At 72.0% G+C, this 14,148-nt stretch carries 9 protein-coding genes and 1 pseudogene; 6 read left to right on the forward strand and 4 right to left on the reverse strand.

The features are described 5' to 3' along the window. Positions 1-343 precede the first annotated feature (343 nt). The 5 genes from SSQG_RS27465 to serA all read left to right on the forward strand — a co-directional run bounded on the left by SSQG_RS27465 (position 344) and on the right by serA (position 8,971). Positions 344-3,358: a putative bifunctional diguanylate cyclase/phosphodiesterase gene (locus tag SSQG_RS27465; RefSeq protein WP_003993146.1), complete on the forward strand. Its 3,015-nt coding sequence runs from the start codon at positions 344-346 to the stop codon at positions 3,356-3,358. Between the two features lie 230 nt (positions 3,359-3,588). Then, a complete protein-coding gene (locus SSQG_RS27470; protein ID WP_208865674.1) occupies positions 3,589-5,433 on the forward strand; it encodes an acetolactate synthase large subunit in 1,845 nt (614 codons plus the stop codon). 35 nt (positions 5,434-5,468) lie between these two features. Further along, positions 5,469-5,993 (forward strand): acetolactate synthase small subunit, encoded by a 525-nt coding sequence (gene ilvN / locus SSQG_RS27475; RefSeq protein ID WP_003993148.1) that lies wholly within the window; start codon positions 5,469-5,471, stop codon positions 5,991-5,993. 121 nt (positions 5,994-6,114) lie between these two features. Beyond that, entirely contained in the window at positions 6,115-7,113 is a 999-nt protein-coding gene (gene ilvC / locus SSQG_RS27480; protein WP_003993149.1) for a ketol-acid reductoisomerase, read from the forward strand. Between the two features lie 268 nt (positions 7,114-7,381). Next, positions 7,382-8,971, forward strand: a complete 1,590-nt coding sequence (gene serA / locus SSQG_RS27485; protein ID WP_003993150.1) for a phosphoglycerate dehydrogenase — start codon at positions 7,382-7,384, stop codon at positions 8,969-8,971. 88 nt (positions 8,972-9,059) lie between these two features. Here the strand turns inward: serA and SSQG_RS27490 are convergent, their stop codons facing one another. Then, complete coding sequence (locus tag SSQG_RS27490) at positions 9,060-10,595, reverse strand: MFS transporter (RefSeq protein ID WP_003993151.1); 1,536 nt, start codon at positions 10,593-10,595, stop codon at positions 9,060-9,062. Between the two features lie 86 nt (positions 10,596-10,681). Between SSQG_RS27490 and SSQG_RS27495 the strand changes: the two genes are divergently transcribed. Continuing rightward, a complete protein-coding gene (locus SSQG_RS27495; protein WP_003993152.1) occupies positions 10,682-11,260 on the forward strand; it encodes a TetR/AcrR family transcriptional regulator in 579 nt (192 codons plus the stop codon). Here SSQG_RS27495 and SSQG_RS27500 read toward each other — a convergent pair. The 3 genes and pseudogenes from SSQG_RS27500 to SSQG_RS44070 form a co-directional block, all read right to left on the reverse strand. Further along, positions 11,247-11,927 carry an ATP-binding cassette domain-containing protein gene (locus tag SSQG_RS27500; protein ID WP_003993153.1) on the reverse strand — a complete coding sequence of 227 codons (681 nt, stop codon included), beginning with the start codon at positions 11,925-11,927 and terminating at the stop codon, positions 11,247-11,249. The genes SSQG_RS27495 and SSQG_RS27500 overlap by 14 nt on opposite strands. Then, positions 11,924-12,910 carry an ABC transporter ATP-binding protein gene (locus SSQG_RS27505; protein WP_039933723.1) on the reverse strand — a complete coding sequence of 329 codons (987 nt, stop codon included), beginning with the start codon at positions 12,908-12,910 and terminating at the stop codon, positions 11,924-11,926. Before SSQG_RS27505 ends, SSQG_RS27500 begins: the two co-directional genes overlap by 4 nt. A 191-nt stretch (positions 12,911-13,101) precedes the next feature. Beyond that, a pseudogene (locus tag SSQG_RS44070) lies at positions 13,102-14,136 on the reverse strand (ABC transporter permease subunit); the annotation flags it as partial. Between the last annotated feature and the right edge of the window lie 12 nt (positions 14,137-14,148).

A 14,148-nucleotide genomic window follows, 5' to 3' on the forward strand; every position in this document is an offset into this window, starting at 1 on the left:
CTATGTCCCTGAGTGACGAGACTGGTGTATCGTCCGACAGGGGCAGCGCCGCGGACCGTTCGGCGCCGGGGGACGGACACTTCGGACTGTGAGGGGGGCGACAGGCGATGCACGGCCTATGGACGAGCGATCCGACGGGACGGGGCTGCCGGCGGCGACCCTGGCGGACGGCCGCAGGCAGAAGCGGCCATCACGCCGATCACGCCGGCCACCACATCCGCCTCAGTGACCATGACACGGACCACGGCCATCACCACCGCAGGCCCGGCAGCCACGGAAGGCATGCCCAGCCGGCGCACCCGCGCCTGCGGGACCCGGGAGCGGCGCGGACCGGGAGGGCCCGGTGAGCGCGCCCCCGACCACACCCACGCTCGACGGGGCGCTGCGGGCACAGCCCTCGTCACCGGGGGCGCTGCTGCCCCGTACGCCGGTCCCCGGCCGTCGGCCGGGCCCGGCCCTGAAACTCGTGCTCGTCCTGGTCTGCGCGGGATACGCCGTCGGTTCCGCGTTCGGCTGGGGTTCGTCCGAAGTGGCCCTGATCATGGGTGACTTCGGGCTGAGCGCAGCGGCGGGCGCGGCCGCCGTGTCGTGCTTCCTCTGCGCCCGGAACCGCCGCACCCGCTTTCGACCGGCCTGGCTGCTGTTCGGCCTCTCCTCGGCGATGGCGTCCCTGGGCAACCTGGTCTGGGGGTGGTACGAGGTCGTTCTGGGGCTGCCCGTGCCCAGTCCCAGCTACGCCGACCTGTTCTTCCTGTGCTTCGCGCCGCCCGCGATCGTCGGGCTGCTCGTGTTCGCCAAGCGGCCCGTGACCAAGGCCGGCTGGGTCTGCCTCGGGCTGGACGCCTGGCTGATCGGCGGTTCGCTGCTCACCCTGGCGTGGAGCCTCGCCCTCGCCCAGGCCGCGAAGTCGGAAGGCCCCGGCGTGGCGCACACCGCGCTGTCGCTGGCGTACCCACTGCTCGACATCGCGCTGGTCAGCATGGTGCTCGCCCTGCACTTCCGGCGGTCCGCGGTCAACCGCTCGGCGGTCAACACCGCGATCGGCGCGCTCGCGCTGACCGTGATGTGCGACGCCCTGTTCACCTCGCCGCTGCTGCACCACGACTACCGCTCCGGGCAGCTGCTCGACGCGGGCTGGTTCGCCGGCTCGCTGCTCCTGGCGTACGCCCCGTGGGCCGCGTCCCGGACGCCGGACGCCGACCGGGTCGGCCCGGACCGGCACACGGCGGGACACACCCGCGTGGTGCACGAGCACGTGCCCGGGCAGCGCAGCGGCCCGCACCACCACCCGTCCCTGCCCGCGGGCGAGCACAGCCGGTACCCGGCGGCCCGGCCCATCGCCGGCTCCCTCGCCGCTCTCACTCCGTACCTCGCGGCGGCCGTGTGCACCCTGGGCATCCTCTACAACGTCCTCAACGGCCGCAGCGTCGACCGCGTGGTCCTGCTGACCGGGGGCACGGTCGTGCTCGCGCTCGTCGTGCGCCAGGGCATCATGCTGCTCGACAACATCACCCTCACCCAGGAGCTGGCCCAGAAGGAGAACCACTTCCGCTCCCTCGTGCAGGGCTCGAGCGACGTCATCATGATCGCCGCACCCAGCGGCGTCCTGCGGTACGTCTCCCCGGCCGCCGCCGGTGTGTACGGCCGCCCGGCGGAGGAGCTGGTGGGTACGGAACTGGCCAACCTCATCCACCCGCAGGACCTCGGCTGCGTCGTGCACGAGGTGCGGCGCTTCCTCGCCGCCGACCCGGTCGAGGAACCCACCACCCGCATCGAGTGCCGCTTCCGGTCGGGCGAAGACGCCTGGCTGAACGTCGAGTCGACCGTCAACCGCCATCACGGCGGCCTCATCTTCAACAGCAGAGACGTGACCGAGCGAGTGCGGCTGCAGGCCCAGTTGCAGCACAACGCCGAGCACGACCCGCTCACGGACCTGCCCAACCGCGCCCTGTTCACCAAGCGCGTCCAGCACGCGCTCTCGGGCCGCCGCGCCTGTGACCGGGGCGTGGCCCTGCGGAACACGGCCGTGCTCTTCATCGACCTCGACGGCTTCAAGGCCGTCAACGACACCATCGGGCACCAGGCCGGGGACGAACTGCTCGTGCAGGCCGCCCGCAGACTCCACGAGTCGGTCCGGCAGGGCGACACCGCATCCCGGCTGGGCGGCGACGAGTTCGCGGCCCTGATCGTCGGGGACAACACCCGCGACCGGGAGGCCCGGCAGCGGCACATCCTGGAGCTCGCCGACCGCCTCAGGACGACGCTGTCCCAGCCGTACCTCATCGACGGCAACGACGTCCGGGTCAACGCCTCCATCGGCGTCGCCTTCGCGGAGCAGGGCCTCGGCGCCGGCGAACTGCTGCGCAACGCCGACCTGGCCATGTACCGCGCCAAGGCCGGCGGCAAGGGGCGCGTCGAGCTGTACAAGCCCCAGATGCAGCAGGACGTCGTCCGCAAGGCGGAGCTGGCCACGCGCCTGCGGGCCGCGCTGCACGACGGCGAGTTCGCCCTGCTGCACCAGCCGGTGGTGTGTCTGACGGACGGCCGGATCACGTCGGTCTCCGCGCAGGCGCGCTGGCGCTCCTCCCAGGGGGTGCTCTTCACCCCCGCGGAGTTCCTGCGCGTGGCGGAGGACAGCGACAAGACCGCCGAGCTGGGCCGCTGGATGATCGAGGAGGCCGTCGAACAGGCCGCCGAGCGGCACGCGACCGGGCTGTCCGTGCCGGTCGTCGTCCGGATGAGCGCCCGCCGGCTGCTGGACCGGTCGATGCCGCTCGGCACCATCGAGGCGCTGCTCACGCGGCACGGGCTGCCGTCCGGGTCGCTGATCATCGAGCTGTCCGACATCGACCCGAGGGTCTCCCTGGACGAGCTGGAGCGGCGTCTGGGTTCGCTGCGGCGGGTCGGGGTCCGGATCGCGCTCGACGGGTTCGGCAGCGGCTACGGGGCGATCACGACCCTCAGGCGGCTCCCCGTCGACGTGCTGAAGCTCGACCGCGGCCTGGTCGACGGCGTCGTCGAGTCCGCCCGGCTGTACAAGATCACCAGTGGGCTGCTGCGCATCGCGAACGACCTCGGACTGAAGACCGTGGCCGACGGGGTGGACCTGCCCGAGCAGGTCGTCGCCCTGCGCGCGATGGGCTGCACCCACGGGCAGGGCATGGCGTTCTCCGGGCCGCTCGACGAGTACCGGCTGCGCCGGGCGCTCACTTCCGGCCACTACCCGGTGCCGAACGTACCGGCCGAGCCGGCGTTCGCGGGCGGGTCCCCACGGGTGTACAGCTCGGGCGTGTCGGCCGTCATCGGAGGCGGCACGGTCCTTCGCTCACATAATGAGACTCCCGTCCCACCCACTTGACAGTGAGTGTGTGTCGGGGGGAGGGTCTGTGCCATGCGCACCCGAATTCTCGTACTTGGAAAGCGCGTCGGCTGACGCTGAGCCTTGACCGCTCAGCGACTCCACCCGGCGCGCTCCCCTCGCTTGCCTTTTGGCACGAGGGGTTTTTTGTTGCACAGGCGCCTCTCGTGCAACAGCCGAAAACCGTACAAATCTCGCAAAAACCCTCAGCATCTGAGAAGAGAATGCCGATGACCGAGCAGGCCACCGGGGCCCACCACCCGCAGCCCCGGCCCCGATCCGGAGGACACTCCGCCCCCGAGCAGGTGACGGGCGCGCAGTCCCTCATCCGCTCTCTCGAGGAGGTCGGCGCCGACACGGTATTCGGCATTCCCGGCGGTGCGATCCTCCCGGCCTACGACCCGCTGATGGACTCCACCAGGGTGCGCCACGTCCTGGTCCGGCACGAGCAGGGCGCCGGCCACGCCGCCACCGGCTACGCGCAGGCCACCGGCAAGGTCGGTGTCTGCATGGCCACCTCGGGCCCCGGCGCCACCAACCTGGTCACCCCGATCGCCGACGCGCACATGGACTCCGTGCCGCTGGTCGCGATCACCGGCCAGGTGGCCTCCAAGGCGATCGGCACGGACGCCTTCCAGGAGGCGGACATCGTCGGCATCACCATGCCGATCACCAAGCACAACTTCCTCGTCACCAAGGCCGAGGACATCCCGCGGATCATCGCCCAGGCGTTCCACATCGCCTCCACCGGCCGCCCGGGCCCGGTCCTGGTCGACATCGCCAAGGACGCCCTCCAGGCGAAGACCACCTTCTCCTGGCCGCCCGCCATGGACCTGCCCGGCTACCGCCCGGTGACCAAGCCGCACGCCAAGCAGATCCGCGAGGCCGCCAAGCTGATCACCCAGGCCCGCCGGCCGGTGCTCTACGTCGGCGGCGGCGTGCTCAAGGCCAAGGCCACCGCCGAGCTGAAGGTCCTCGCCGAACTGACCGGCGCGCCCGTCACCACCACCCTGATGGCCCTCGGCGCGTTCCCCGACGACCACCCGCAGCACCTGGGCATGCCCGGTATGCACGGCTCGGTCGCCGCCGTCACCGGTCTGCAGAAGGCCGACCTGATCGTCGCCCTCGGCGCCCGCTTCGACGACCGCGTCACCGGCAAGCTGGACAGCTTCGCGCCCTTCGCGAAGATCGTCCACGCCGACATCGACCCGGCCGAGATCGGCAAGAACCGCGCCGCCGACGTGCCGATCGTCGGTGACGCCCGCGAGGTCATCGCCGACCTGATCCAGGCCGTGCAGAAGGAGCACAGCGAGGGCCACCAGGGCGACTACAGCACCTGGTGGAAGGACCTCAGCCGCTGGCGCGAGACCTACCCGCTCGGCTACGACCAGCCCGACGACGGCTCGCTCTCCCCGCAGCAGGTCATCGAGCGCATCGGGCAGCTCGCGCCCGAGGGCACGATCTTCGCGGCGGGCGTCGGCCAGCACCAGATGTGGGCCGCCCACTTCATCGAGTACGACAAGCCGGGCACCTGGCTGAACTCCGGCGGCGCCGGAACCATGGGCTACGCCGTCCCGGCCGCCATGGGCGCCAAGGCCGGAGCACCGGACAAGGCCGTCTGGGCCATCGACGGCGACGGCTGCTTCCAGATGACCAACCAGGAGCTCACCACCTGCGCCCTGAACAACATCCCGATCAAGGTCGCCGTCATCAACAACGGCGCCCTCGGGATGGTCCGCCAGTGGCAGACCCTCTTCTACAACCAGCGGTACTCCAACACCGTGCTGCACTCCGGCCCGGAGGACATCAACCCGGAGGCCCGCGGCACCCGCGTCCCCGACTTCGTGAAGCTGTCGGAGGCCATGGGCTGCTACGCCATCCGCTGCGAGGACCCGGCCGACCTCGACAAGGTCATCGAAGAGGCGAACTCCATCAACGACCGCCCGGTCGTCGTCGACTTCATCGTCCACGAGGACGCGATGGTCTGGCCGATGGTCGCCGCCGGCACCTCCAACGACGAGATCATGGCCGCCCGGGACGTCCGCCCCGACTTCGGCGACAGCGAAGACGACTGAGAGCCGTCAGGACTTTCAAGCAGAGGAAGCAGATCATGTCCAAGCACACGCTCTCCGTCCTGGTGGAGAACACGCCCGGCATCCTCGCCCGGATCGCCGCCCTGTTCTCCCGCCGCGGCTTCAACATCGACTCGCTCGCGGTCGGCGTCACCGAGCACCCCGACATCTCCCGCATCACCATCGTCGTCGGCGTGGAGGACCTGCCGCTGGAGCAGGTCACCAAGCAGCTGAACAAGCTCGTCAACGTGCTGAAGATCGTCGAGCTGGAGCCGTCGCAGGCGGTGCAGCGCGAACTCGTTCTGGTGAAGGTGCGCGCCGACAACGAGACGCGCTCCCAGATCGTCGAGATCGTCCAGCTGTTCCGCGCCAAGACTGTCGACGTCTCCCCGGAGGCCGTCACCATCGAGGCCACCGGATCCGGCGAGAAGCTGACCGCGATGCTCAAGATGCTGGAGCCGTACGGCATCAAGGAGCTCGTCCAGTCCGGCACGATCGCGATCGGCCGCGGCGCACGCTCCATCACGGACCGGTCGCTGCGCGCCCTGGACCGGTCGGCGTAAGACCTGAAACGGGCGGTCGGCGCGCCGTCGGCCGCCCGTATTCCGAGACCCTGAGACTTCCCTTCCGCCCCCCGTCATACGGTGGGACGCAACACCTGCACTCCCGAGGAGAGAACCCAAAGTGGCCGAGCTGTTCTACGACGCCGACGCCGACCTGTCCATCATCCAGGGCCGCAAGGTCGCGGTCATCGGGTACGGCAGCCAGGGCCACGCCCACGCGCTGTCGCTCCGTGACTCGGGTGTCGACGTCCGCGTCGGTCTGCACGAGGGCTCCAAGTCCAAGGCCAAGGCCGAGGAGCAGGGCCTGCGCGTGGTGAGCCCGTCGGAGGCCGCCGCCGAGGCCGACGTCATCATGATCCTCGTCCCGGACCCGATCCAGGCCCAGGTCTACGAGGAGCACATCGCCCCGAACCTGAGCGACGGCGACGCGCTGTTCTTCGGTCACGGCCTGAACATCCGCTACGGCTTCATCAAGCCCCCGGCCGGCGTGGACGTCTGCATGGTCGCCCCGAAGGGCCCGGGCCACCTGGTGCGCCGCCAGTACGAGGAGGGCCGCGGCGTTCCCTGCATCGCCGCCGTCGAGCAGGACGCCTCCGGCAACGCCTTCGCGCTGGCCCTGTCGTACGCCAAGGGCATCGGCGGCACCCGCGCCGGCGTCATCAAGACGACCTTCACCGAGGAGACCGAGACCGACCTGTTCGGTGAGCAGGCCGTCCTCTGCGGTGGCACGGCCGCCCTGGTGAAGGCCGGCTTCGAGACGCTGACCGAGGCCGGCTACCAGCCGGAGATCGCGTACTTCGAGTGCCTGCACGAGCTGAAGCTGATCGTCGACCTCATGTACGAGGGCGGCCTGGAGAAGATGCGCTGGTCGATCTCCGAGACCGCCGAGTGGGGCGACTACGTCACCGGCCCGCGCATCATCACGGACGCCACCAAGGCCGAGATGAAGAAGGTCCTCGCCGAGATCCAGGACGGCACCTTCGCCCAGCAGTGGATGGACGAGTACCACGGCGGCCTGAAGAAGTACAACGAGTACAAGAAGCAGGACTCCGAGCACCTGCTGGAGACCACCGGCAAGGAGCTGCGCAAGCTCATGAGCTGGGTCGACGAAGAGGCGTAAGCCGAGAGCCCGAGGGCCGGAGCACCCCGCTCCGGCCCTTTCGGTGAACCCGGGGTAACGTCGGTGGTACGGCGTTGTCCATCCTGTCCGGCCACGGACGGGTGATCCTTCCGCAGCGGCACAGGACGACGCCCTCGGCGCCACTAGACTGCTGCACTACATACGCGTCAGGCCCACAGCGTCGTGCGTCTTCCACGCGGCTAGCCCCCCTCCACCGCCTGCGGCCGTCGGGACGGCCGTCCGCAGCATTGGACTTGTGAGGACTCACGTGAGCTCGAAACCCGTCGTACTCATCGCTGAAGAGCTGTCGCCCGCCACCGTCGACGCGCTTGGCCCGGACTTCGAGATCCGGCACTGCAACGGCGCGGACCGGGCCGAGCTGCTCCCGGCCATCGCCGACGTGGACGCGATCCTGGTCCGCTCGGCCACCAAGGTCGACGCCGAGGCGATCGCCGCCGCGAAGAAGCTCAAGGTCGTCGCGCGAGCCGGCGTCGGCCTGGACAACGTGGACGTCTCCGCCGCCACCAAGGCCGGCGTGATGGTCGTCAACGCCCCCACCTCGAACATCGTGACCGCCGCCGAGCTCGCCTGCGGTCTGCTGCTCGCCACCGCCCGCAACATCCCGCAGGCGAACGCCGCGCTGAAGAACGGCGAGTGGAAGCGCAGCAAGTACACGGGCGTCGAGCTGGCCGAGAAGACCCTCGGTGTCGTGGGCCTGGGCCGGATCGGTGCCCTCGTCGCCCAGCGGATGTCCGCCTTCGGCATGAAGGTCGTCGCCTACGACCCCTACGTGCAGCCCGCCCGCGCCGCGCAGATGGGCGTCAAGGTGGTGTCGCTGGACGAGCTGCTCGAGGTCTCCGACTTCATCACCGTCCACCTCCCCAAGACCCCCGAGACCCTCGGCCTGATCGGCGACGAGGCGCTGCGCAAGGTCAAGCCGAGCGTGCGCATCGTCAACGCCGCGCGCGGCGGGATCGTCGACGAGGAGGCGCTGTACTCCGCCCTCAAGGAGGGCCGGGTCGCCGGTGCCGGCCTCGACGTGTACGCCAAGGAGCCGTGCACCGACTCGCCGCTGTTCGAGTTCGACCAGGTGGTCTCCACCCCGCACCTCGGCGCCTCCACGGACGAGGCCCAGGAGAAGGCCGGTATCGCCGTCGCCCGCTCGGTGCGCCTCGCCCTCGCCGGTGAGCTCGTGCCGGACGCGGTGAACGTGCAGGGCGGTGTCATCGCCGAGGACGTCAAGCCGGGCCTGCCGCTGGCCGAGCGCCTCGGCCGGATCTTCACCGCGCTCGCCGGTGAGGTCGCGGTCCGCCTCGACGTCGAGGTGTACGGCGAGATCACCCAGCACGACGTGAAGGTGCTGGAGCTCTCCGCCCTCAAGGGTGTCTTCGAGGACGTCGTCGACGAGACGGTCTCCTACGTCAACGCCCCGCTGTTCGCCCAGGAGCGCGGCGTCGAGGTGCGGCTGACCACCAGCTCGGAGGCGACCGAGCACCGCAACGTCGTGACCGTGCGCGGCACCCTCGCCGACGGCGAGGAGGTGTCGGTCTCCGGCACGCTGGCCGGCCCGAAGCACCTCCAGAAGATCGTCGCCGTCGGTGAGTACGACGTGGACCTCGCGCTCGCCGACCACATGGTGGTCCTGCGGTACGAGGACCGGCCGGGTGTCGTCGGCACGGTGGGCCGCATCCTCGGCGAGGCGGGCATCAACATCGCCGGCATGCAGGTGTCGCGGGCCGTGGCCGGTGGCGAGGCGCTGGCCGTGCTGACCGTCGACGACACGGTGACCCCCGGTGTGCTGGCCGAGGTGGCGGCGGAGATCGGGGCGACCTCGTCCCGTTCCGTGAACCTGGCCTGAGCCGTCCCGGGGCTCCGCCCCGGACCTCGAACGCCGGGCGGGCTGAGTCGATCAGCCCGCCCGGCGTTTCGCTGTGCTGTGGGTCCGCTCAGACGGTCGCGTTCCGCGCCTGCGGCGGTGCGGGCTCCCGTACCTGGATGCGCCGCAGGGTCATCACCGCCGCTGCCGCCGCCGCGGCCAGCAGCACCGCGCCCGTGATCGCGGCCGCGTGCATGCCGCTGGTGAAGGCCTCGCGCGCCGCCGTCGCCAGGGCGTCTCCCGCGCGCCCCGGAAGGCGGTCGGCCACGGCCAGGGCGCCGCCCAGTGTCTCGCGGGCCGGAGCGGGCGCCGAGGCCGGGATCTCGTGGCGGTAGACGGCCGTACCGATGGAGCCGAGGAACGCCATGCTCAGCGCGCCGCCGAACTCCGTGCCGGTCTCCAGCAGGGACGAGGCCGCGCCCGCCTTCTCCACCGGGGCGGCGCTCAGGGCCAGGTCGGCCACCTGGGACATGGCGGCGACGATGCCGCAGGCCAGGACGGCGCACGCGGCCAGCAGCAGCCAGAGGGAGTCCGTGCCGGCCAGGACCAGCATCACATAGCCGCCCGCGCTGACCGCGAAGCCGCCGCCGACCACGTACGCGCGCGGCACGCCCCGCGTCACGAGCTGTGCGCCGACCGGGGCCGCGAGTCCGATGGGCACCGACGGCAGCAGGCTCCACAGCGCCGCCTGAAGCGGGCTCTTGTCCAGGACCGACTGGATGTACTGGGTCGTGAAGTACGCCGAGCCCATCATGCCGAAGGCGGCGGCGAGGTTGAGGACGACGGCCGGGCTGAAGCCGCGGACCCGGAACAGTTCCGGCGAGATCAGCGGGGACGCGGTGGTGCGCTGGCGGTGGACGAAGAGCGCGGCGAAGAGCAGTCCGACCGTCACCGACATCACGTACCCCACGTTCCAGCCCTCCGACGCGAGCTCCTTCAGGCCGTAGATCACCGGGAGCACCGCCGCCATCGACAGGGGGACGCTCAGCAGGTCGAAGCGGCCGGGGTGCGGGTTGCGCGACTCGGGCAGCAGGACGGGGCCGAGGACCAGGAGCAGCAGCATCGCGGGCAGGTTGACCAGGAAGACCGAGCCCCACCAGAAGTGCTCGACGAGCACCCCGCTCATCACCGAGCCGAGCGCGATGCCGGCCGTCATCACCCCCGACCACACACCGATCGCCTTGGTGCGCTGCGCGGGGTCCGTGAACATCGAGCGCACCAGTGCCATCGTCGACGGCATCAGGGTGGCGCCGCCGATGCCGAGGACGGCCCGGGCGGCGATCAGGGTCTCGGCGCTGTTCGCGTAGGCCGCGACCAGGGAGGCCGTACCGAAGGCGGCGGCGCCGGCCAGCAGGAGCCTGCGGCGGCCGATGCGGTCGCCCAGCGAGCCCATGGTCATCAGCAGGCCGGCCAGCACGAAGCCGTAGATGTCGAAGATCCACAGCTGCTGGGTGGCGCTCGGCTCCAGGTCGGCGCTGATCGCGGGGATCGCGAAGTAGAGGACGGACACGTCCATCGAGACCAGCAGCAGCGGAAGCATCAGCACGCCGAGGGCCGTCCATTCACGGCGGCCGGCGCGGGCGGGAGGGTGCGTCTCTGTCGTCATGGGCAGGACTGTACGAGCGTCTTAAACGCTTGTCTAGTACGCTTGTATAAGACGATCGTCTGGATCTCGGGATAGGGTGAACTGCCATGGGACACCGTGAGGATCTGCTGGAGGGCGCCAAGCGCTGCCTGCTGGCGAAGGGGTTCGTGCGCACGACCGCGCGCGACATCGTCAAGGAGTCGGGGACCAACCTGGCGTCGATCGGCTACCACTACGGCTCGAAGGACGCGCTGCTGGCGCAGGCCTACGTCGACATGGTGGAGGGCATGTCCGGCGCCTTCGAGGGAGGCGGTGAGCTGACCGGGGAGCCGGGGTCGCTGGAGCGGTTCGCCGAGGTCTGGGCGAACATCATCGCCACCATGCGGGAGCCCGGTTCGATGTGGCGGCTCAGCATGGAGATCGTCGCCATGGGGGACCAACTGCCGGAGGTGCGGGAGCATCTCGCGCGGGCCCAGCGTGAAGGGGCGCGCGGCATCGTCACGCTCTTCCACGGCGGGAACGAGGACGAGATCCCGGAGGAGCGGGTGGACACCCTCGGCTACTTCTACCTGACCGTGATGATGGGCCTGATGGCGCAGTGGACCTTCGATCCGAAGAGCGCGCCCGAGGCCGGCCAGCTCGCCGAGGGGCTGCGCCAGGTGATCGAGGCCGCTACCCGGACGTGACGCGGCCGTCGCGCATCTCGATCGCCCGGTCCGCGAAGTGCCGTACGACCGCCCGGTCGTGGCAGATGAACAGGTAGCCGAGGCCCAGGTCGTCCTGGAGGTCGGCGAGCAGGTTCAGCACGCCCGCCCGTACCGACGGGTCGAGTGACGACACCGGTTCGTCCAGGACCAGCAGGCGCGGTTCGCAGGCCAGGGCGCGGGCGATGCCGGCGCGCTGGCACTGGCCGCCGGAGAGCTCGTGCGGGCGGCGGTCGCCGTACGCGGGGTCGAGTCCGACCCGGTCGAGCAGTCCGGCGACCCGGGCCGGTCCGTCGGTGGGGTGCCAGCGGCCCTGGACCTTCAACGGTTCGGCGATGGCGTCACGGATGCGGTGGCGGGGGCTCAGGGAGCCGTACGGGTCCTGGAAGACGGGCTGGATGCGGGGCCGGAGCGGACGCAGCTCGCGTTCGGTGAGCGAGGTCAGCTCCCGCCCCTCGAAGCGGACTTCACCGCCTGCCGGGCGGCGCAGCTGGAGCACCGCCAGGGCCGTGGAGGACTTGCCGCAGCCGGACGGGCCGTTCAGGGCGAGGGTCTCGCCGGCGGCCAGGGAGAAGGAGACGCCGTCCACGGCGGTGACCGGGCCGTAGCGGACGACCAGGTCGCGGACGTCGAGCAGGGCTTCACTCATGCGGGGCGGCGCTCCTGGAGGAACAAGTCGGCGGCCGGGTGGGGGAGTTCCTCCCAGCGGTGGCAGGCGACCAGGCGTCCGGCCGCCTGCCGGGGCTCCGGCTCGGTGGTGTGGCAGGGGCCCGCCGCGATCGGGCAGCGCGGGGCGAAGGCGCAGCCCGGCGCCGGCGTGCCCGGGGCGGGCGGGGTGCCGCGCAGGGCCGGGAGACGGCGGCCCGGGGTGGCGCTCCGCGGGAGGGACGCCAACAGGCCGGCCGTGTAGGGGGCCCGGGGGTGGTCCAGCACCTCGTCCGCCGGGCCGAGTTCGGTGGGACGCCCGGCGTACAGGACCAGCACCCGGTCCGCGTGCCCGCGCACGGCGTCCATGTCGTGCGTGACCAGGACGAGCGCGGCGCCGACCGCCTCCCGCCGCTCGGCGAGCAGCCGCAGCACCTGGTCGCGGCGCTCCCCGTCGAGGGCGGTGGTGGGTTCGTCGGCCACCACGACCTCCGGTGCGTTGACGGTGGCCATGGCGATCACCGCGCGCTGCCGCATCCCGCCGGAGTACTCGTGCGGATACGCCCGCGCCCCGCGGGCGGCGTCCGGGATGCCGACACGTTCCAGGGCCGCGACCGCCCGGGCCCGGGCCTTTGCACGGGAGACCCGGGCCACCGACCGTACGGCGGCGGCGAGTTGGTCGCCCACCGGATGCACGGGGGACAGCGCCGACAGCGCGTCCTGCGGGACGAGCGAGATACGGCGGCCGCGCGCGGCCGAGAGGTCCGGGCTGATCGTCCCGCTCGTGGTCGCGTCGCGCGGCAGCATGCCGAGGAGCGCGCGGGCCGTGAGGGACTTGCCCGCTCCCGACTCGCCGACGATCGCCAGCACTTCACGCGGGCGGACGTCGAAGGACAGTCCGCGCACGGCCTCGACCCCGTCGAAGGCGATCCGCAGGTCGCGCACCGACAGCAGTGCCTCGGACGGCGGCTGTGCCTCAGACTCCAACGAGGGCCTCCTTCTCGATCTCGACCCGAGCCGGGGTGACTGGCCGTACCCTCCCGGCCCTGGGTGAGCGCCGCGCCCGACACCGCGAGTCCGGCCAGCAGGGCCAGTGCCACCGCCGGGGCGAGGGCCGCCAGGGTGCGCGTTCCACATAGGCCCGGGACTCCTCCAGCAGCAGGCCCCACTCGGGGGCGGGCGGGCTGGGCGCCCAGGCCCAGGAAGCCCAGCGAGGCCAGGGCCAGGGCGATACCCGGCAGGCGCAGCAGGGCGTGGCGGGCGACCGGGGCGGCGACGGACGGCAGGACATGCCGGGTGAGGATCCAGAACGGGCTCGCCCCGATGGCCCGTTGGCCGGTCAGGAACGCCGACGCCCGCACCTCCTGCACCAGCGCCGCCGCGTGCGCGGCCAGGGCCGGCCAGGAGAGCAGCGCGACCGCCAGGGCCGCCCCGCCGGTGCCGGGGCCGACGGCCGCCGCGACCAGGATGCCGACGATCACCGGCGGCAGCGCGTTGGCGATGTCGGCCGCGCCCGAGGCGATGCCCGGCAGGAAGCCCAGCGCGAGCGCGATCAGCAGGCCCAGCAGGCAGACGGCCACCGCCGTGCCGACCGTCGAGGCGGCGCCGTGCCCGAGCCGGGCCAGCACGTCACGGCCGAGACCGTCGGTGCCCAGCGGATGCGCCCAGGAGGGCGGGGCGAGCCGGACCGTCGTGTCCACGGTGTACGGGTCGCGCAGCAGTCCCCAGCCGATGCTCAGCAGCAGGACGGCGGCCAGTGCGGCCGGGACGGCCGGGTGCGCGCGGACCGGGCGGGCCGGGGGCAGCGTCAGCCCGGCGTCGCGCAGGGCCGGCCCCAGCAGCCGCCGCCGTACGACCGCCGCCAGGGCGCCCGCGACCAGGCCGAGCAGCAGCAGCGCCAGGACGGAGCCCTGCAGCAGCGGCAGGTCCTGCGACCTGGCCGCGCCGAGGGCCGTGCGGCCGATGCCGGGCACCGCGAAAACCGTCTCCACGGCCACCGCCCCGCCGGTCAGACCGACCGCGACCATCCCGAACTGCGGGACCAGCGGCGGCAGGACGCGCCGCAGCGCCGCCCCGGCGATCCGGGCCCGGCTCACCCCGGCACCCCGCCACAGCTCCACCCAGCGCTCGTCGAGCACGGCGGGCAGCGCGTCGGCGACCAGCCGCCCGAGCAGCCCGCCCGCCGGGACGCCGAGGGCGAGCGCGGGCAGCACCAGGTACGCGGC

Source organism: Streptomyces viridochromogenes DSM 40736, from assembly GCF_000158955.1.
In the GTDB taxonomy this organism is placed as follows: Bacteria; Actinomycetota; Actinomycetes; order Streptomycetales; family Streptomycetaceae; genus Streptomyces; species Streptomyces venetus.